The sequence below is a fragment of the Ensifer sp. 38_S197 genome (assembly GCF_056924495.1).
Map to the genome: position 1 here is coordinate 2,572,701 of NZ_JBXOVZ010000001.1, position 19,793 is coordinate 2,592,493.

Consider the following 19,793-nt stretch of genomic DNA (forward strand, 5'->3'; position numbering starts at 1 on the left):
TCAGCCCTCCAGGCTGGGAAGAATGCCGGCGGAAACCGCAGCATTCAGGCGACCGGAAGCGATGAGGTCGCCCGCAGCCTTGAGGTCGTTGGCCATGTAGCGGTCTTCTTCGATCGTCGGCGAGACGGCGCGGAGTGCGGCGGCGGCCTTCTGGAGTTCCGGACTCGTCGTGAGCGGCGCGCGGAATTCAACGCCCTGGACCGCGGTGAGTGCTTCGATGCCGACGATCGAGAAGAGGTTCTCGGTCATCAGCAGCAGGCGGCGAGCACCATGGCAGGCCATGGAAACGTGGTCTTCCTGGTTGGCCGATGTTGGTGTCGAGTCGACCGAGGCCGGGTGCGAGAGCTGCTTGTTCTCCGACATCAGCGCAGCGGAGGTGACCTCGGCGATCATCAGGCCGGAGTTGAGGCCCGGCTTCTTGGCGAGGAAGGCCGGCAAGCCATAGGAGAGGGCGGGATCGACGAGCAGCGCGATGCGGCGCTGCGAGATCGCGCCGATCTCGCAGACAGCGAGCGCGATCTGGTCGGCAGCGAAGGCGACCGGTTCGGCGTGGAAGTTGCCGCCGGAGACAACGGAATTGTCCGAGAGCACCAGCGGATTGTCGGTGACAGCGTTGGCTTCGGTCTCGAGCGTGCGGGCAACGGAGCGCAAGAGATCGAGGCAAGCGCCATCGACCTGCGGCTGGCAACGAATGCAATAGGGATCCTGCACGCGCTCGTCGCCTTCGATATGGCTTTCGCGGATGGCCGAGCCGGCAAGAAGTGCACGCAGGGCTGCGGCCGTGTCGATCTGGCCACGATGGCCGCGCAGCGTGTGAATGTCGGGATGGAAGGGCGCGGAGGACCCCATCGCCGCATCGGTCGACATGGCGCCAGTGATCAGCGCGGCCTGCGCGGCACGATGGGCGCGGAAGAGGCCGGCGAGTGCCAGTGCGGTCGAGGTCTGGGTGCCGTTGATCAGCGCCAGGCCTTCCTTGGCGGCAAGCACGACGGGCGTCAGGCCCGCAGCGGAAAGCGCTTCGGCGCCCGACATGCGACGTCCCTCGAAGAAGGCTTCGCCATGGCCCATCATCACCGCTGCCATATGGGCGAGCGGCGCGAGGTCGCCGGAGGCGCCGACCGATCCCTTTTCGGGAATGACGGGGATCACGCCCTTTTCGAGCATGGCTTCGATCAGCCGCACGAGTTCGAGGCGGACGCCGGAGGCGCCGCGACCGAGCGAGACGAGCTTCAGCGACAGGATGAGGCGCACGACGTTTTCGGCAAGCGGCTCGCCGACGCCGCAACAATGCGACAGGATCAGGTTGCGCTGCAGCGTCGCGACGTCGGCGCTGTCGATCTTGATCGAAGCCAGTTTGCCGAAGCCGGTGTTGATGCCATAGACCGGCGCGTTGCCGGCGACGATGTCGGCGATGCGGCGTGCGGCCTTCTCAATGCCGGCGTCAAAAGACGGGTCGAGACGGGCGGGTTCACCGGTCCAGTAGATGGTTTCGAGGTCACGAAGGGGCACGGAGCCCGGATGTAGAATAATGGTCATTGACCAGTCCTTTGCCCTCTGAAGATGCGTTCATGAAGCGGGTTGAAGCCGATGCGATAGACGAGCTCGGCGGGATCCTCGATGTTCCAAATCGCGAGGTCGGCTGATTTGCCGACCTCGATCGTGCCGGTCTCAGTGAGCAGGCCCAAGGCGCGTGCGGCTTCGCGCGTCGCACCGGCAAGGCACTCGGCAACTGTCAGCCGGAAGAAGGTCGCCGACATGTTCATCGTGAGGAGCAGCGAGGTCAGCGGCGAGGTGCCGGGGTTGCAGTCGGTGGCGATCGCGATATGCGCGCCGGCATCGCGCAGCGCCTGAACCGGCGGCAGGCGCTCTTCGCGCAGTGCGTAGAAGGCGCCGGGCAGCAGCACCGCGACGGTCCCCGCCTTGGCAAGAGCTGCGGCACCTTCGGCGTCGAGATATTCCAGATGGTCGGCCGAAAGCGCGCCGTAAGAAGCTGCAAGTCTGGCGCCACCGAGATTGGAGAGCTGTTCGGCATGGAGCTTCACCGGCAGCCCGAGCGCCCTGGCGTAGTCGAAGACCCGGACGATTTCCGCGGTCGAAAAGGCAATGCCCTCGCAGAAGCCGTCGACCGCGTCGACCAGCCCTTCGGCGTGAGCCGCATCGAGCCCGGGCAGGACCACGTCGGAGATATAGTCGCCGTTGCGGCCCTTGTAGTCGGCCGGTGTCGCATGGGCGGCGAGGTAGCTGGTGACGATACGCACCGGACGGAGCGTTTCGAGCTTGCGGGCCGCGCGCAGCATGTTGAGCTCGGCCGTGACGTTGAGCCCGTAGCCCGACTTGATTTCGACGGTCGAGACACCTTCGGACAGAAGCGTATCGAGCCGTGGCACGGCGCTGTCCACCAGTTGATCCACCGTCAGCGCATTGGTCGCCTTCACCGAGGAAACAATGCCGCCGCCGGCGCGAGCGATCTCCTCATAGGTCGCGCCTTCGAGCCGCATCTGGAATTCTCGGGCGCGGTTGCCGCCATGCACGAGATGGGTGTGGCAATCGATGAGGGCGGGCGTCATGACGCGCCCCTTGCAGTCGGTGGCCTCTAGGCTGCGCGCGAAGTCTGCAGGAAGATCACGCTCCGCACCGGCATAGACGATACGGCCGTCGACGACCGCAACGGCGGCATCCTCGATGACATCAAGTCCGTCGACGTTTTCGCGGAGCGTCACGAGACGCACGTTGCGCCAGATGCCGGATGCCTGCTTGCGGGTCGAGAGTTGGTTCATGAGGTCGCCTCCACTGGATATAATGTATATACATATTAATTCGCTCCACAAGAGGAAAATTGGCAGACTGGAGGAAAAGGAAAGGGCGACCGGGTCGCCGAAGAGCGATGAGACATCTGAGCAGATCGCTTTAGAAATTTGATTTGTTGGGAATTTTTGGCCGACTTCGGGTTTCGTGAGCGCAAAAAAGAAAGGCCCCGAAACCTTAAGGCTCGGGGCCGCCGTTTATGTCTATAGGAAAGGATAAGCGCGAGCGTCTTGGCGAGTCGAAGCCCTGCTGGGGCAAAAATGGATCACGCTAAGCGGCGTGATCCGCCTTGATGCGCAGCCGCTCCACGACCTCGACGAAGCGGTTGCCGGCGACCTCGAGCCTGCCGCTATTGTCGATGACGCTGACATCGGGCCCCGACGTGACGTCGGGGACCTGGCGGCTGAGCCGCCGCAGCACCTCTTCCTCGCTCTCGCGGCCGCGCTCGGCAAGGCGTTTCGCGAGCACCGGCGTTTCCGCCGTGACGACCACGACCGCGATCTCTCCGAAGGCTTCCCGGAACGCAGGCAAGGCGCTACGGCTGCCGTTGACGATCGCCGTCATGCCGTTCCTGACATTCTGGAGTACCGCGGAGGGGATGCCATATTTCAGCCCATGCGCGTCCCATGAGACGGCGAAGGCGCCGTCCTTCTGCATGCCGACGAATTCGTCTTCCGAGACACTTTCATGCACCTCGCTACCGGCGTCCGAAGGGCGCGTGATGACGCGGCGGACGAAGTGCACGTCGTGACAGTCGGCAAAGTGCCGGGCGGCAAAGCCCATGACGCTGTCCTTGCCGGCGCCGCTCGGTCCGACGACGACCACGAGCGCGCCACCCTGTTCGCGCGCGCTCATGCGACACGCCGCCCTTCGCGCCAGACGGAGCGCACGACCGGAATGCCTTCCTTGCGGTGGACGCGGGCGACATCGGCACGCAGGCCGACCGCGACGCGGCCGCGGTCGTTAAGGCCGACGGTGCGTGCCGGCGTCGAGGTCACCATCGCGATTGCCTTCGGCAGGTCGATCGCCGCGATCTCGTCGGAGAGGACGAAGGGGGCATGGATCAGGCTGAAAGGCACATAGTCCGACGACAGCACGTCGAGGACACCACGCTCTGCAAGGTCGCGTGCGGCGATGTTGCCCGAGTGCGACTTGCCGCGCACGATGTTCGGTGCGCCCATGAGCACGCTCAAGCCCGCGCGGTGCGAGGCTTCCGCCGCTTCAAAGCTCGTCGGGAACTCGGCGAGCTTGATACCGAAGCCGATCGATTCCTCGACATGGTCGACGGTCGCGTCGTCATGACTGGCGATGGTGATGCCGCGGGCGGCGCAGGCCTGGGCAAGCGCGGTACGGTGCGGGCCGGCGTATTTTGCCGAAAGCGCCTGCTGACGTTCGACAAAACGGGCGAATTCTTCGTCCGAGAGGCCGCGCTTGGATTTGTAGTAGAGTGTGTACTGGTCCATCGTCTGGAACTGGCGCTGTCCGGGCGCATGGTCCATCAGCGAGACGAGCTTGACCTGCGGATCGTTCTGGAAGTCCTCGTAGTGGTCGAGCACGTCGGAGGTGGACACTTCGCAGCGCAGATGGATCAGGTGATCGGCGCGCAACCGGCCTTCTTCCTTGGCCTGCGCCAGGGCATCGGCCATGCTGCGCATCTCGCCCTTCTGGAAGCCGCCGTCTTCGTCGGAACCGAGACGCAGACAGTCGAACACCGTGGTGATGCCGGAGGTGACGACCTGTGCGTCATGCGCCTGAATCGCTGCGATCTTCAGCCAGCGTACGCCCGGTCGCGGCGAATAGTGGGCTTCGAGGTGATCAGTGTGCAGTTCAATGAGGCCGGGGATCAGATAGTCGCCTTCGAAGTCCTCGCCGCCGGCAACCGTTCCCTCGGAAATATCGGCAATCCTGCCGTCGCGGATCAGCACCGAACCGTCGAGGACACTATCCTCCAGAACGATGCGGGCATTGGTTAGAACCTGTTCTTTGCTCATCTCATGCAATCTTTCGTTGGGTGTCGCTGCCAAGCGGCAGCAGCGAGCGGACAGTAAAAGGGGCGCCGCGCTCCGGTTCGACGAAGAGCGCGACTGACGTTACGTGAAGTGGCTTTCCGATGTGCTCGGCAAAGGTGGTTTCGAGGACGGAGCGCATGACGCTGCTCGCTTCGGCGGGCACGGGACCGGTCAAGGTCAGATGGAACTGAAATTCTTCGAATACATAGGGATAGCCCCATTCCCTCAAGTAGCGCCTTTGGCGCTCTGGGAGGCTCTCCGGCTTGCGCCGGGCAGAGTCCGCCTCCGACAGGGGGGCACGGAACGGGTCGAAGCGATGAACGGCATCATCGGCCAGATCCTGCAGTTCGGCGCAAGGGGCGGACGGCACAAGGGCAAAGAATGGACCGATCTGGAAAAGGACGATTTCAGGGATTTCGAAGGGATCGAGGTCGGCCGCGAAGCATTCGAAGATGCTGAGCAATTCTTCCTCGTCGCGGCCTTCCGCAAGCTCGAACGGAGCCTTCAGCGTGCCATGGAAACCGTAGCGCCGCGGGTCGGCTGTCAGTGCGCGCTGCGTGTCCTTGTCGAGGCCCGCGACCGGCGGGGTATCGAGGTCCTGGCCGGTAAAGGCATCACGGCCGAGCCAACGGGACGCGACCTGCGACAGCCGGTCGTCCGCCGGCGGCGCGAAGTAGATTGCATAACGCACGGTCTTCACTTTCTTGTAGCGACCGGCCCGCCAGGGCGGCGGGTCGATAGTTTGCGGGATGCGATGCGCAGCTAACCGATTTCCATGACAACATCATGATGGCGGGCGCGCAAATGCTTGGCTGTCGTCAATGTGCCTTGCGACCCATCAGGCGCGAACGGCACGCGTTCGAGATGCTGTCGAAAATAAAGACAACCAGCAAGATCAGAAGCACCATGTAGGCGACATTTTCCCAATCGGAATTGGTGCGCATCGCTTCCCAGAGCTTGAGACCGATACCGCCCGCGCCGACAGCGCCGATGATGGTCGCCGAGCGGGTGTTCGATTCCCAGAAATAGAGCGCCTGGCTGGCAAAGACCGGCAGCACCTGCGGCAGCACGCCAAAGCGCTGTACGGCAAGCGGCGCGGCACCCACCGACTTGACGCCCTCGCGCTGCTTGTCGTCGATGTTCTCCAGCGCTTCGGAATAAAGCTTGCCCAGCGTGCCGGTGTCGGTGAAGAAAATCGCCGAGATACCGGCAAGCGGTCCGGGGCCGAAGGCGCGGGTGAAGAACAGCGCCCAGATGAACATGTCGACCGACCGCAGGAAGTCGAAGAAGCGCTTGGCCAACTGATTGGCCATGAAGTTCGGTGTGATGTTGCGGGCGGCCAGGAAGCAAAGCGGGAAGGCGATCAGCGACGCAAAGAGCGTGCCGACGAAGGCCATGACAACCGTCTGCAGCAGCTTCGTCCACACATCCAGATGCTGCCATTCGGCATTGTAGAGAATGTTGTTCCAGGCAAGCGAAAGGTTCGAGCGGGCCGGATCGATGCGCTCGCCGGCGGCGATCAGCGAGGCGACCTCGCCATAGCTTTTGCCGAAGAACGGTGAGTTGGTGTCGAAGAGGAAATTCGCCCAACCGAAGAACCGATTGCGCACGGAGACCTCGTCGCCTTCGACTTCGGCCCAGCCAGTGGCGCCAAAAGCCAGAACGATCTTCTCACCGGGACGCTTCTGCGTCGCCCAGGACGGCAAAGCGCCCTGCGGTGTCACCGTGTCCGTGCCGTCGACGGCCATCGTCAGCGTCTTGCCGTCATGGGTCGCCTTCACCATGCCGTCGGCGATCTCGATCTTGGTCGAGCGGTCGTAGGTCACGACGATCCGCGTCAGCACCTCTTCCGTACGGGTTTCGACACGGTTCTGCGCCTCGGCTGTCGAGCCGCCGCCAAGGGCCGAACCCGGCGCCATGAAACTGAAGGACGAGCTTGCTTTTGGCTTGGCTGCCTGCGTCGTTGACGTCGGAATTTCAACGCGACGCGTCACCGTCGCCTTGTCGAGTTCCACCCAATCCGGCTTGGGATTGGGGCCAAGCGGCGAATTGCGCTGATAGTTGAGGCTCATCGTCCGGTCCGAAGCGATGTGGATCTGCGGACGCACTTCGTAAGAGACCCAGTCGGCGAGATAGGTGCCGGCGATGCCCCAATTGGCGTTGCCGAGCACCTGGCCGATCGAGAAGAACCACCAGCTGAAGACGAGATAAACGATGACGCCGCCGGCGATCGCTGCCGTGCGTACCCGCTTGGTGGTGGAGGATTTCAGGAGCTCGGGATGGCGGGTCGCGATCGCGTCCATCTCCATCGGGCTCAGTCGTGTGGTCGTGGTCATGGCGCGCACCTATTGGGCAAGCTGGAATGCCTGCTCGCCGACAAGGCGGCGGCGAAGCCAAGCGGAAAACTGGTCGACGGCGAAAATGGTCGCAAACAGCAGGATGACGATCGCCAGCGTCTTGGCCTGGTGGCCCTGGCCGATCGAAAGGCGCAAAAGCTCACCGATGCCGCCGCCACCGACGGCGCCGATGATGGTGGAGGCGCGCACGTTGATTTCGAGCCGCAGCAGGAAATAGCTGGTGAAGTTGGGCAGCACCTGCGGCACCATGCCGAACCAGACGCGCTCGATCCAATTGCCGCCGGCAGCACGCAGGCCCTCGTCCGGTTTCATGTCGGCGTTCTCGACCACTTCGTAAAAAAGCTTGCCGAGCGCGCCGATCGTGTGGATCGAGACCGCGGCGATCGCGGGAATGGGCCCCAGCGAGAGGATTGCCAGGAAGAAGCCGGCAATCACCACTTCCGGAAAGGCGCGCAGGATTTCCATGAAGCGGCGAACGGCGCCGCGTATCCACGGATTGGGCATCAGGTTGCGCGCGGCAAGGAAGCAGAGCACGAAGCCGAGCGCCGTGCCGATGACGGTCGAGAAGATCGCGATGTTCACGGTCTCCAGCATCTTGTGGACATATTCGGGGATGTAGAAACTGTCGGCCAGGTACAGCCGGCCTTCGGGGTAGTTGTACTTGAAGCTGCCGTCGTCATAGGGCGAGGGCAGGTCGAACATGGCGCGGAATATTTCCAGGCCGTCACGCGGTGCGAGATCGCCGACGAAGTCGAAGAAATGCGGCAGGCGATCGAAGAACTTGCCGGCGTTGGAATCGTTGGCGAACCAGAGCGAACCCGAGAGCGTCAGGAAGAGAAGGCCGAATCCGAGCCAGGAATAGAGACGGCGGCGGGAACTGAGTTCCTGCCAATGGCGCTCGATGATGGCGCCGTTGTCGCTCAGATGCCGCGGGAGCAGGGAAGTTGCCATGATCATTCCGGCTTACACCGGCCTCTTTGGCATTTCCTGGAAAGTGCGAAGCGGCTTTCCGTCGGGAAATGCGTGAACAAGCGATGGACATGCTCAGCAGTGCGGCGCGAGACATGCAGTCGGGACAGGTGCCGGACACCCCTTCAAACAGTGAAACGCTGGCCGTTTGGGCGGCCAGCGTTCCCGGGAGGTGCGGTCTATCAGCCGCCGATCGTCGCCTTGCGGGCGTCGATGATCGGCTTGTAGAAGTCGGAGTTGACTTCCGTGTAGCCGGTGAAATCACCGCCCTGGATGGCCGAGAAGCAAGAAGCGTCGGTCTTCGGCAGGTCCATCATGAACTGCTTGAACTTTGCCTTCATGTCGTCATTCATCGAGGTGCGGACAACAATCGGGCCGTTCGGGACCAGCGGCGACTTCCAGAGCTCGACGAGGTCGTTCATGTCGAGGATACCCTTGTCGACCATCTTGCGCAGGTTGCCGGAGGTGTAGCCGTCCTTGAATTCGCCAACGCCCGAGCCGAAGGTCGTGCCGGCATCGAAGGTGCCCTTGACGACTTCGAGAACGAGGTTTTCGTGACCGCCGCCGAAGCCGGTCTCACCGAAGAATTCCTTGACCGGCGCGCCGATTGCTTCCGGCAGGGTGACGAGCGGAACGAGGTAACCCGAGGTGGAGTCCGGATCGGCGAAGCCGAGCTTCTTGCCCTTCAGGTCTTCGAGCTTGGTGATGCCGGAATCCTTGCGGGCGACCATGATCGAGTGGTAGCCGGTCGAACCGTCGGTCTGGACGGTCGTCAGGATCGGCTCGACGGCGTCAGCCTTGGCGAGGTAGATCTTGGCGTAGCCGGAAGCGCCGAGTTCGGCGTAGTCGAGCGTGCCGCCGAGCAGGCCCTGGATAACGCCGTCATAGTCGGCGGCAGGGAACAGCGAGACCTTCTCGACGCCGATGGCGGCCGGCAGCTTGTCGACGAGGCACTGGAAGTTGCGCAGGCGGTCGGCTTCGTTCTCGCCGCCGAGGATGCCGATGCGGAATTCCTTGAGGTCTTCAGCCTGAGCGTGGCCGACGAGGGCGAGGAGCGCGACGGCGCCCAGAAGAGCTTTCTTCAGCATAAGGTTCTCCCGTGTGTCCGGCTCGGCCGGATCCTATTCGGTTTCAAAGAGGTGCCCTTGACGCGGGCTTTCGATCCTGGCGGGCGTCAGATGCCGACCAGTGCCAGCGGCTTGAGGCCGGCCGATGCCGTTTCTTCCTGCGGTTCGGCCGCGGGAATGTTGATGCTGGTGGAGGTCATCGATTCCTCGATGCCCGTATCGGCGCCATAGATCTCGGCAACCGCTGCCGCAGTCAGATCCTTGGGCTGGCCGTCGAAGACGACGCGGCCGTGCGCCATGCCGATGATGCGTTCGCAATAGTTGCGCGCGGTGTCGAGTGTGTGAAGGTTGGTGATGACCGTGATGCCGTCGCGCTCGTTGATGTCGCGAAGCGCATCCATGACGATCTTGGCGTTCAGCGGATCGAGCGAGGCGATCGGCTCGTCGGCGAGCAGCACCTTCGGCTGCTGCATCAGAGCACGGGCGATTGCGACGCGCTGCTGCTGGCCGCCAGAGAGCGTGCCTGCGGGCTGAAGCGCGGTTTGCTCGATCCCAAGGCGCTCGAGCGCGCCGATCGCCATGATGCGTTCTTCGCGGGTGAACATGTTGAGGATGCTCAAGACCGTCGAGCGGTGATTGAGGCGGCCGAGCAGCACGTTGGTGAGCACGTCGAGGCGCGGCACCAGGTTGAACTGCTGGAAGATCATCGCGCAGTCGCGCTGCCAGTTGCGAAGAGCAGCACCGCGTAGCGACGAGACCTCGGTACCGTCATAGACGATCGAGCCCGAGGACAAATCGACAAGACGATTGATCATGCGCAGCAGCGTCGACTTGCCGGCACCCGAACGGCCGATCACGCCGACCATCTGCCCTTGCGGGATGTCGAAGGTAACCGAACTCACGGCTGTCTTCTTGCCGAATTGGCGGGTTACACTCTTCAACTGAAACATTTCTAGCAGGTCCTCTTTCGGGGAGACCGGTCATCGGTATGACACCTGCCATATCGGCGCTTCATGAAAGCGAAATGTCAGTTTGTTGTAAGTTCTGTTACAGTTCACACCTGCGCGGGCTCGGTTAATCAAATGTGAACGGCATCGCGCCGGCAGGTGCGCGATCGGTCACCTCCGACGGGATTGCCAGGTTGATTTGGAGCGGATCGAGGGCGGTCGCCCGATCCGGTCATGGTGCAATATCGCTGCTTGATCCTAGCTCTTTGGGCCAGGTTCCAAGGTCGTCCCGGGAATATAGAGCGCAATCGGCCGGATCTCGTAGATCGCCGTGGGATTGCTGCGTCGCAACTCTTGTGCTGCCGCGATGGCTGCCTCGAGTGTCGGGAAGTCCACGACGTAAAGGCCCAGAAGCTGCTCCTTGGTTTCGGCGAAGGGGCCGTCGGTGACGATACCTTCGCCCTTGCCCCTCAGCGTCACCGCGCCTTCCACGGGGCCGAGCCGCGCCGCCGGGCCAAAGGATTTCTGTTGAACGAAGCGATCGTGAACCTGGAGTAGGTCGGACATCAAGGCCGCGTCCTCCTCCTTGCTCCACGATTCGACCACGCCTGCCGTATGATAAGCCAAGATCGCGTAATACATTGGACCGTCCTCCCGCACGTATTCCTGTCAGGTTTCGCCGAAGGCTTCAATCGGCTCGGCGATGGCTTTGCGATTGCTCGAAATCAGCCCCAGGAACGCTGCGGCCCAACGGCAGGCTTGCGCCGCGATCCGGGGAGCGACGCTTGAGTTCGCCGCGTGTCGCGGCTTGCCCGCCACTAGACCAGACCAGATCAGACCGCGCGAGCGCGTCGAACCGCGGCCTGCGCGCCCGTGTCCGAAGTCGCAGACGTCCCAAGTACCAGCACGTCTTGCGGGAATGATTGCGCCTTCTGTGCTGGAACGCGCTTCGTTGGCGCATTCATCACGCAGACGCATGGTCCCATCACTTCGTTTCATGGAGTGTGCGTGCTTCGACCCTTGACTCATCTTTATCGATCTTTCTAATTTATGTTGTCAGACATCTTACATAGACGGGAACCCATTGCTGACGTTCAAACAGGAGGATCGCGTGAGGAAACTGGTTCTAAAGCTCGCCGTCGGTGCTGCCGCGCTGGCACTTGCCACCGCCGCACAAGCGGGCGAGACGCTCGACCGGGTCATGAGCAAGAAGGCCATGGTGGTTGCCACCAACAGCGGGTGGCCGCCGCAGAGCTATCTCGACGACAGCAACCAACTGGTCGGCTTCGACATTGACGTCTCCCGCGAGATCGGCAAGCGCCTCGGCGTCGAGGTCAGCTTCGAGACGCCGGACTGGGCCACGTTGACCGGCGGCCGCTGGCAGGGACGTTATGACGTCGGCGTTGGCTCCGTCACCCCCACCAAGGCGCGCGCCCAGGTCATCGATTTTGCCGGCATCTATTACTACAGCCCCTATGTCTACGTCATTCACAAGGACAGCGAGGCGAAGTCGGTTGCCGACCTGAACGGCAAGGTCGTCGGCGTTGAAACCGCCACGACATCGGAAGATTTCATTCGCCGGCAGTTGGAAATCGATGCTCCGGGGCTGCCGCCGATCGAATACAAGCTGGAACCGGGCGAGATCCGCACCTTCGCCGACTCCATGCTTCCCTTCGACGACCTGCGCCTCGGCAATGGCGTGCGCCTCGATGCCGTCATCGCGCCGGAACAGACGGCGCTCAACGCCATCAAGAACGGTTATCCGCTCAAGGTGCTTGAAGGCGAATACGCGTTCAAGGAGCCGCTCGTCGTGATTGCGGAAAAGACCGATCCGGAGTGGACGAAAAAGATCGGCGACGTCATTGCGGAGATGAAGAAGGACGGCACGCTCGCGAGCTTTACCACCAAGTGGTACGGCAAGGACTACAGCGCCGATTGACCTCGACAAGTCTGCGAGGCGGCAGCCATGCCGCCCGCAACCCTTAATCGCTGTCTGCGGGGCGAGAGAATATGTCCTATCCGGATACCTATTACAAAAAGACGATGGTCGACCGGAAGGTCAGACCAGTCCTTTCGGAAACCATCGAATGTGACACGGTCGTCGTCGGCGGCGGGCTCGCTGGTCTGACAACGGCGCTTCAGCTTGCACGCGCCGGGCAATCGGTCGTCGTGCTCGAAGCCGAAAGTGTCGGCTTCGGGGCTTCCGGTCGAAATGGCGGCTTTGTCAGCCCGGGGTTTGCGACCGGTGGCGAGAATATCGCGCGAATGGCCGGTACCGAAGGTGCACGGCAGATCCATCGGCTGTCGATCGAAGGCGTAGATTTCGTTCGCGAAACGATTGCGGCACTGAAGATCGACAGCGCCCATGCGCAGCCCGGCATCACCAGCGTGCTACGCTATGACGACGGCGGCAGCTTGAAGGCACATGCCGATGCGATGCGCCAAAACTACGGATACGAACTGGAGTATTTCGACACCGAGCGTGTCCGCTCCGTATTGAAGTCAAAACGCTATTTTCACGCCTTGCGCGACAGCCGCTCCTTCCACATGCATCCGCTGAACTACCTTCGCGCCGTTGCGGACGAGATCGAGCGGCTGGGCGGGCAGATCTACGAGGGCTCGGCGGCAACGGCAAGCCTGCTCGACGGTGCCGAAAAGACGGTGTCGACAGCCCGTGGTCGCGTCAAGGCACGCCAGGTCGTTTTCACCACCGGTGGCTACACCGGACCGCTCAACGGCCGGCTGAAGCGCGCCTTCCTGCCGATCGCAACTTACGTGATGCTGAGCGAGGCGGCGCCGGATCTGATTCGCTCGGCCATCGCCACCAGCGACGCGATCGGCGACAACCGCCGCGCCGGCGACTATTACCGGCTGGTGGATGGCGGCAAGCGGCTGCTCTGGGGCGGACGGATCACCACGCGGGCGGCGTCGCCCGCGGCGCTGGCCGCCGAATTGCGCCGCGAGATGACCGGCACCTATCCGCAGCTGAAAGAGCTCAAGACCGAACTCGCCTGGTCGGGGCTGATGTCCTATGCCCGCCACCTGATGCCCCAGATCGGCGAGATGCGGCCGGGGGTCTGGCATTGCACCGCCTTTGGCGGCCACGGGCTCAACACGACGGCGATCGGCGGCAAGCTGGTGGCCGAAGGCATTCTCGGCCAGTCCGACCGCTACAAGCTTTTCCGGCCGTTCGGTCTGGTCTGGGCCGGCGGTTATGCCGGGCTGGCGGTGGCGCAACTCACCTATTGGAAACTGCAGGCACAGGACTGGTGGCGCGAGCGCGCGGCCTGAACGCCGGAGATTTTGAGATGATTGGTCGTCTGATACTGACTTATCCGGATGTCGCGCGACGGTCCGGCCTGGTTCTCATGCTGGCGCTCGTCACGCTGGCGATCTACGGGCTCGGCATCAGCCCCGCCTGGATCGGCCATCTGCTGCCGACGTCGGCGGGCTGGCTGGAAGCCAACCCGGCGCTCGGCCGGCTGATGAGCGCCGTGATGGTCGCCCTGATTGCGGCGGCGAACTGGAAGGCCTTGCGGCAATTGCCGCGCCGCGGCCAGGTGATCGGCGTCTGGGTCGAGCTCTTCGTGCTCCTGATGCTGTTCTTCTATTCGTTCGATCTGTCCTTCGCCTTCATCGCCAAGAAGATCGGCTACCTGGTCTCGCAAGGCGTCGTCACGACGCTCTACATCTCGGTGCTCTCGATCGCGATCGCCACGCTGATTGCGCTCGTCGGCGCCATTGCGAAACTGTCGAAGAACGGCGTCGTCTATGGGCTGGCCACCTTCTACACCTCGCTGTTCCGCGGCCTGCCGTTGTTGATGCAGATCTACATCATCTATCTCGGCCTGCCGCAGGTCGGCTACGTCATCGGTGCGGTGCCGGCGGGCATCCTGGCGCTGTCGCTCTGCTACGGCGCCTATATGACCGAGATCTTCCGCGCCGGCATCGAGAGCATTCCGCGCGGCCAGACGGAAGGTGCGACCGCGCTTGGCCTCAGCCCGAGCCAGACGATGGCGCTGGTGATCATGCCGCAGGCGATGCGGGTCATCATCCCGCCGACCGGCAACCAGTTCATCGCCATGCTGAAGGACTCCTCGCTCGTCTCCGTCGTCGGCGTCTGGGAGATCATGTATCTCGCCCGCACCCAGGGCCAGACCGAGTTCCGCCACATCGAAATGCTGATCACCGCCTCGATGATCTACTGGATCCTCTCGATCGGTCTCGAATACCTGCAGTCGCGGGTCGAAGCCCGCTTCGGGCGGTTCGATGTCCGCTAAGCACGGTGCGCGCGAATTCCTTGCGGTGAAAAGATTGCAGGTGCCCGCCATATACCCGGCCCGGTGTTGAACCGGGCCGGGTAGGGCGGGCGAATTGCGTCAAAGCGTGTGCGGTTGCTGCGGAAACCCGCCGACATGGGTGCAGGTGCGCGCAGCGAGGTCGCGCCCGGCCTCCAGCCGTTCGATGAGCGGGCGGCCTTCGAGATGAGCGAGAATGAACCCGGCGATAAAGCTGTCGCCTGCGCCTGTTGTATCGACGACGTCCACCGGACAGCTGCCGCTCGATGCCAGTTCGGCGCCGTCGGTGGCGAGCGAACCGAGGGCGCCTCGTGTGACGACGGCCAGTTCGGCTCCGCGAGAGAGGAAATCGACGGCCAATTGGTCTGCGTCCTTGCCGCCCTCGCCGCCGGACCCGAAGGCGATGCTAAGCCCCTTTACGCCAAGGTCGGCAGGGGCGGCATTGACGGAGACGTCCTGCGAGACGCTGACGCCGGCGGCCACGAGCGCCTTGCGCAGTGCGCCGCCGTCGTCGAGCCAGCCGATATGTACGTGATCCATGGTCTTCAGAAGGGCGATGTCGTCCGCGTCGGGTCGGTAACCGGCGCAGGCGCCGAAATCCTCATAAAGGAAGACGCGGTCGCCCTCCGGCGTGATGCCGATGTCGGTGTAGGCGGTGTTGATATCGCGCTCCTTGAGGCCGTCGAGCCGCACGCCGTTCTGCTTAAGAAGCTGCCGCACTTGCGCGCCGTTGCGGTCGCGGCCGACGGCGCCGAAGTAGAATGACTGCTGCCCAAGAAGTGCCCACTGCACGGCGACATTGATCGCGTTGCCGCCGACATAGGCTTCTCCCACCGGCTCCTCGAAACGGTCGATGCAATTGTCGCCTACGGCGGCAAGGCGGAAGGTGGTCATGGCGTCTCCTGGCAGCCGCATGGAAAGGTCGCGACCGCGTTTTCGCATCCGCGACCGCTCTGCATGTCTCCTTAAATCGACCTCGATTTGAGGACGAAGACATGCAGCAAATCAAAGTCCGACAGCGACCTTTGCGCGTCTGATAAGACGCGCGGCGCTGTAGGCGAACGATTACGTCTCGAATGCTCAGTAGGCAACGCGCTTGTAGTAACGCCGCGTCGTCAGAGGGTGATTGCGCATCACCTCCAGATGAGCGCTGATGCGCTCGAGCACGGTTGCAAGCACGATCGGTGAGACGAGACCGCGCACGTCCGGAGAAAGCCCGGGGAGGGTAAACTCCGCGGTGTCGAGGACGGTCAGCTTGCTTGTGTAGTTCGGCACGAAGTTCTGAACGCGCTCGGCCAGGGGGCGCATCGCATCTTCGCCCTTGAACAGGATGACGCTGACGTCCTGTTCCACCAGTTCGAGCGTTCCATGGAAGAAGTCGGAGGCATGCACCGGCCGGGTACGGATCCATTGCATCTCTTCGAGAATGCACATGCCGTAGTAGAAGGCCTCCGGCCACGCGTTACCGGCGCCGGTGATGATGTGATAGTTCGAACCGGCAAGAACCTTCGCGAATTCCTCTGCCCTGGCTTCGAAGCCGCGCTTCACCTCCAGCAGCGATTGCGGCAGGGTTTCGAGTTCGCCCACGATCCGCGCGTAATCTTTGAGCTCCCCGCGGTGGCGCATGATCGAAAGTGCGATGAAGAGCGACTGCAGATAGAAGGATTCGCAGGAGGTGTCGTCTTCGGCGAAGTTGACGAAGACGTGGTCGCCGCCTTGGCCGAGTGGCGTGTCCCGGTGTCCGACGAGCGTCAAGACGGTCGCGCCAACCGCCTTTGCCTTCTCAAGCAGCGCCACGCTTTCTTTCGTCGTTCCGGAGAGGGAGGGAATGACGACGATGGACCTGGAATTGAAGTTCGCCGATCCGGAAAGGACGAGCTCTGCCGGCAGGTCGATAAAGGTGGGGAAGCGGGACCGGCGTTGAAGAAGCTGGGCGGCCGGCTGCATCAGGATGGCGGCGCCGCCCGTCCCCATGAAGAAGATGTTCTCCGCGCCGGCGGCGAGACAGGCCGCGATCGTGGCGTCTAGTTGTTGGCGCAGCGCGACCGCGCCCGACTGGATGCGAAGAAATCTCTGTTCGTCAAAGTTCAGCATGACACGCTTTCCCGGTGGTTGCTTCGGCCGGCGGTCTTGGTGTCCGCCGTTCTCTGCATCGTTGTAAGACAACTGACAACAATGCGAAGCGGAGTCAAGAGAGATGTCCTCCGGCGAAATCTTGCCAGCGCCGCTAAGCATCGTGAGGCTGGCGGAGAAGCGCCGAAAATCTGGGCGGTCCGGGGCAGACTTGACCTTCCCGGATTTGTCAGACAAGAACATCTTTGTGATTGTTCAGCGGAGTGAGAGGAATTGGACGAACCCCTTCGTGATACGCGCACACTGGTCATTCAGCTTCGCGACCGCATCGCGGATCTGATTCGCGATGAAGGGCTTAATCCCGGTGACAAATTGCCGACCGAGGCGCAGTTGACGCAGCGCTTCAAGATCTCGCGTCCGGCGCTGCGCGAAGCGCTGAAGCTGCTCGAGCAGGACAGCATCATCTATGTCGAGCACGGGCGGGGACGCTTCGTCTCGGCCATGTCCGCTGTTCAGGTCGATCGCCCGATCACCGTCTTCGAAAGCGTCACGGACATGGCCCGACACTATGGCTACGCCACGGCCAACAAGGTTCTCTCCGTAGCGGAAGAAACACCTGATGCGATCACGGCGGAGCAGTTGCGGCTCCAGCCAGGCGAGCGAGTGATCCGCCTCGAACGGCTGCGGCTGCACAAGGACGAGCCGATCCTCTATTGCGTCGACTTTATCCCACGCAGCATCATCCCGTTGCGCCTCTATGATGTCGATTGGACCGGTTCACTGCTCGATCTTTTGGATCAGCACAGGAGCAGGCCCCGGATGTCGGCTGCGATCGTCTCTGCCGTCATGCTTCCCGACGATGTGGTGGAGCGCAATGATTTGCGCGACTTCGGGCCGGCGCTGCTCATCCGCGAGACCTGTTTCAATGCGGCAGGCTTGCCGGTGGTCTACGCGCTCGACTATCACCGCGGCAGCCATTTTTCCTTTAGCCTGGCGCGCAAGTGATCCGGCCGGCCGTTGGCGGTTGCTGACGATCGGCTCGTGACCGACGACAAACCGATCCCGTTACTTCTCGAAGCGTGCGGGGCTGAATTTCGATGGGTTGAGGCCGACGGCGTCAAAGCCTCCCGGCGCTGCGGCGCCGATGACGAGATTCGCGGCAAGGGCGCCAAGCGCGGGCGAGGTCAAGATGCCATAGCCGCCCTGGCCGGCGAGCCAGAAGAAATCCGGCCGGTCGCGGGCAAAACCGATGACCGGCAGTTTGTCGGGTGAGAAGCTGCGCATGCCGGCCCAGCTCTTGAAGATGCGCCGAACCGGGACGGTCGTTGCCTCTTCGATATAATGTGCCGCCCAGGCGACATCGATTTCCTCGGGCTGGACGTCGGCCGGCTCGCAAGGGGTGGCGTCGGCTGGCGAGGCGAGCAGCCGCCCGCCCTCGGGCTTCATGTAGAAGTCTTCATCGATCTCGTTGATTTCCGGTAAGGTGAGCGCGTCGATCCCTTCGGGAAGATCGACGGTGATCGCCGTGCGGCGATGCGGCACGATGCCAACGGGGGAGACGCCGAACAGGTTGGCAACCGGATCGGCCCAGCCGCCAGCGGCGTTGACGATCGTCTGTGCGCTGAGATCGCCGGCACTCGTCGTCAGCACCCAGCGGTCGCCGTCCCGGCGCGGTGCCAGCACGTCCGAGCGTTCGATGACCGCCGCACCCTGGCGGCGCGCGCCCCGGACATAGCCTTGCACAAGGTTTTCCACCTCGATGTCCCAGAAATGCGGATCGTAATAGGCAGCGGCAACATAGTCCCGCCGGAGGATCGGCACGCGCGCGATCACCTCGTCGACGGTCAGTCTCCGGATTTCAGGATTGGCGCGGTGTTCCGCCAGGAGGACCTCCTCGAAGCGCTCAGCCTTCTCGGCATTGGCGATCGTGACGCCGCCGCGTTGCTTGAGCAGCGCCACCTCTGAGAATCCTTCAGGCGGATTGTCGAAAAAGGACTTGGATATGGTCGCGAGCGCACAGACCTCGGGCGCGTTGTAGCGCAGCACGAACTCTGCTGCCGAGCGACCGGTGCTGTGGTAGCCGAGCCCATCCTCCCGCTCGATCACCGCGACGGAGCGATGTGGCGCCAGGAAATAGGCGAGCGACAGCCCGGCGATGCCGCCGCCAATGATTGCCACATCGTATTCGCGCATGTCCCGCCTCCGTTGGTTGTTGGCGGGACCATAGGCAAGCTGCCATCCGCGTTCAAATTTATAACCGGAAAGGTGGCTATCAATTCTGATAATGGTCAGACGATCTCATCGAGGCAGTGGTCGAGTGGCTCGGTGTCGGCGACATGGGCCAGAAACGCAGTTTCAGCCGGATTGAGGATCGCGTTGGGGTTGGAGATGCGGAAGACATCGGTCGTCGGCAGGTCGGTGTAGGGCGGCAACTGCCAAAGCTGGCCCTTCGCGGCGGCCGCCGCCGCCAGGTGATCGGGCAACATGCCGATGCCGACATTGGAGGCGATCAGCCGCATGACCTCTTCGACATTGCAGGAAACGGCGCGGACCTGCTGACCGAATGAGCCGATTGCACGCACCGCCGTCACCGAGTTCATGTGTTGGCCGCCCAGCACGTCGGCGATGAAAGCGATATAGGGATTGCCCCTGAGGTCGTTGAAGTCGATGCCCTCGACGCCGAACAGCGGATGACTTCGCCCGCAATAGAGGGCATAGCGCTCGCGCACATGGAAGCGCTTGTTGAGCCATTCGGGTATGTTACCGTCGCAAAGGCCCATGGTCGCAACGTTGCGCTCGACCGCGCTCAGCACGTCGACAGTTGTCGCGATGGTGACCGACAGCGTCACTTTCGGGTGCAGCCGGAAGAAGCTTTCGAGCTTGCGGTCCCAGGCAGGATTGTGGGCGTGACTGACAGAATGGATGTTGAGGTGGCCGGTGATTTCCTCGCCGGCGGTTTCCAGAACGTTCGGCAGCCGGATGACGGCTGCGAAGATGTCGCGGCACTGGGCATGCAGGCGGGCGCCGGCATCTGTCAGGTTGAAGCGCCCGGGACGCCGGTCGATGAGTTTCTGGCCGACCGTTTGCTCCAGCCGCTTCAGCGCCATGCTGACGGCCGGCTGCTGCAGAAGCAGCCGGTTTGCCGCTGCGGTAATGCTGCCTTCCTCGACAAGCACGACGAAGGTGCGCAGCAGATTCCAGTCGAGATTGTGGGCGAAGCGTTCGAGGCGGTCGTTGGCCATGGTCGTGGCTTGCTTTTGGTCTCTTG

At 62.8% G+C, this 19,793-nt stretch carries 19 protein-coding genes; 4 read left to right on the plus strand and 15 right to left on the minus strand.

Going from position 1 to position 19,793, the window contains the following annotated elements:
• The 11 genes from hutH to AC1Z3V_RS11810 form a co-directional block, all read right to left on the minus strand.
• Entirely contained in the window at window positions 1-1,536 is a 1,536-nt protein-coding gene (gene hutH, locus AC1Z3V_RS11760; protein WP_483499058.1) for a histidine ammonia-lyase, read from the minus strand.
• Window positions 1,533-2,777 (minus strand): imidazolonepropionase, encoded by a 1,245-nt coding sequence (gene hutI / locus AC1Z3V_RS11765; protein WP_483499060.1) that lies wholly within the window; start codon window positions 2,775-2,777, stop codon window positions 1,533-1,535. The genes hutH and hutI overlap by 4 nt, the downstream gene beginning before the upstream one ends.
• A gap of 298 nt (window positions 2,778-3,075) precedes the next feature.
• On the minus strand, window positions 3,076-3,660 hold the full coding sequence (gene phnN, locus AC1Z3V_RS11770; RefSeq protein ID WP_483499062.1) for a phosphonate metabolism protein/1,5-bisphosphokinase (PRPP-forming) PhnN: 585 nt from the start codon (window positions 3,658-3,660) through the stop codon (window positions 3,076-3,078).
• Window positions 3,657-4,796: an alpha-D-ribose 1-methylphosphonate 5-triphosphate diphosphatase gene (locus AC1Z3V_RS11775; RefSeq protein WP_483499064.1), complete on the minus strand. Its 1,140-nt coding sequence runs from the start codon at window positions 4,794-4,796 to the stop codon at window positions 3,657-3,659. Before AC1Z3V_RS11775 ends, phnN begins: the two co-directional genes overlap by 4 nt.
• Before the next feature lies 1 nt (window position 4,797).
• Window positions 4,798-5,505, minus strand: a complete 708-nt coding sequence (locus AC1Z3V_RS11780) for a DUF1045 domain-containing protein (protein ID WP_483499066.1) — start codon at window positions 5,503-5,505, stop codon at window positions 4,798-4,800.
• A 127-nt stretch (window positions 5,506-5,632) separates the two neighbouring features.
• Window positions 5,633-7,150, minus strand: coding sequence for a phosphonate ABC transporter, permease protein PhnE (gene phnE, locus AC1Z3V_RS11785; protein WP_483499068.1), 1,518 nt, complete (start codon window positions 7,148-7,150; stop codon window positions 5,633-5,635).
• A gap of 9 nt (window positions 7,151-7,159) precedes the next feature.
• Window positions 7,160-8,122, minus strand: coding sequence for a phosphonate ABC transporter, permease protein PhnE (gene phnE, locus AC1Z3V_RS11790; protein ID WP_483499070.1), 963 nt, complete (start codon window positions 8,120-8,122; stop codon window positions 7,160-7,162).
• Between the two features lie 200 nt (window positions 8,123-8,322).
• On the minus strand, window positions 8,323-9,228 hold the full coding sequence (phnD, locus tag AC1Z3V_RS11795; protein ID WP_483499072.1) for a phosphonate ABC transporter substrate-binding protein: 906 nt from the start codon (window positions 9,226-9,228) through the stop codon (window positions 8,323-8,325).
• 86 nt (window positions 9,229-9,314) lie between these two features.
• A complete protein-coding gene (phnC, locus tag AC1Z3V_RS11800; RefSeq protein WP_483499074.1) occupies window positions 9,315-10,157 on the minus strand; it encodes a phosphonate ABC transporter ATP-binding protein in 843 nt (280 codons plus the stop codon).
• Window positions 10,158-10,412: 255 nt separating this feature from the next.
• Window positions 10,413-10,796 (minus strand): YciI family protein, encoded by a 384-nt coding sequence (locus AC1Z3V_RS11805; RefSeq protein ID WP_483499076.1) that lies wholly within the window; start codon window positions 10,794-10,796, stop codon window positions 10,413-10,415.
• A gap of 27 nt (window positions 10,797-10,823) precedes the next feature.
• Complete coding sequence (locus AC1Z3V_RS11810) at window positions 10,824-11,132, minus strand: hypothetical protein (protein WP_483499078.1); 309 nt, start codon at window positions 11,130-11,132, stop codon at window positions 10,824-10,826.
• Between the two features lie 133 nt (window positions 11,133-11,265).
• Here AC1Z3V_RS11810 and AC1Z3V_RS11815 point away from each other — a divergent pair, with 133 nt between their 5' ends.
• From AC1Z3V_RS11815 to AC1Z3V_RS11825, 3 genes are all read left to right on the plus strand, one after another.
• On the plus strand, window positions 11,266-12,093 hold the full coding sequence (locus AC1Z3V_RS11815) for a transporter substrate-binding domain-containing protein (RefSeq protein ID WP_429811463.1): 828 nt from the start codon (window positions 11,266-11,268) through the stop codon (window positions 12,091-12,093).
• A gap of 71 nt (window positions 12,094-12,164) precedes the next feature.
• A complete protein-coding gene (locus AC1Z3V_RS11820) occupies window positions 12,165-13,445 on the plus strand; it encodes an NAD(P)/FAD-dependent oxidoreductase (protein ID WP_483499080.1) in 1,281 nt (426 codons plus the stop codon).
• 17 nt (window positions 13,446-13,462) lie between these two features.
• Entirely contained in the window at window positions 13,463-14,434 is a 972-nt protein-coding gene (locus AC1Z3V_RS11825) for an amino acid ABC transporter permease (protein WP_483499082.1), read from the plus strand.
• Between the two features lie 99 nt (window positions 14,435-14,533).
• Here AC1Z3V_RS11825 and AC1Z3V_RS11830 read toward each other — a convergent pair whose 3' ends face one another.
• Both AC1Z3V_RS11830 and AC1Z3V_RS11835 read right to left on the minus strand, forming a co-directional pair.
• Window positions 14,534-15,346: a PfkB family carbohydrate kinase gene (locus tag AC1Z3V_RS11830; protein ID WP_483499083.1), complete on the minus strand. Its 813-nt coding sequence runs from the start codon at window positions 15,344-15,346 to the stop codon at window positions 14,534-14,536.
• Window positions 15,347-15,532: 186 nt separating this feature from the next.
• Window positions 15,533-16,546: an SIS domain-containing protein gene (locus tag AC1Z3V_RS11835; RefSeq protein ID WP_483499085.1), complete on the minus strand. Its 1,014-nt coding sequence runs from the start codon at window positions 16,544-16,546 to the stop codon at window positions 15,533-15,535.
• A gap of 252 nt (window positions 16,547-16,798) precedes the next feature.
• On the opposite strand from AC1Z3V_RS11835, the gene AC1Z3V_RS11840 reads away from it, so the two are divergent.
• Window positions 16,799-17,530, plus strand: a complete 732-nt coding sequence (locus AC1Z3V_RS11840) for a GntR family transcriptional regulator (protein WP_429811473.1) — start codon at window positions 16,799-16,801, stop codon at window positions 17,528-17,530.
• 60 nt (window positions 17,531-17,590) lie between these two features.
• Here the strand turns inward: AC1Z3V_RS11840 and AC1Z3V_RS11845 are convergent, their stop codons facing one another.
• Both AC1Z3V_RS11845 and AC1Z3V_RS11850 read right to left on the minus strand, forming a co-directional pair.
• Window positions 17,591-18,718, minus strand: coding sequence for an NAD(P)/FAD-dependent oxidoreductase (locus AC1Z3V_RS11845; protein ID WP_483499087.1), 1,128 nt, complete (start codon window positions 18,716-18,718; stop codon window positions 17,591-17,593).
• Between the two features lie 95 nt (window positions 18,719-18,813).
• Window positions 18,814-19,767, minus strand: coding sequence for a LysR family transcriptional regulator (locus tag AC1Z3V_RS11850; protein ID WP_429811477.1), 954 nt, complete (start codon window positions 19,765-19,767; stop codon window positions 18,814-18,816).
• Window positions 19,768-19,793 lie beyond the last annotated feature (26 nt).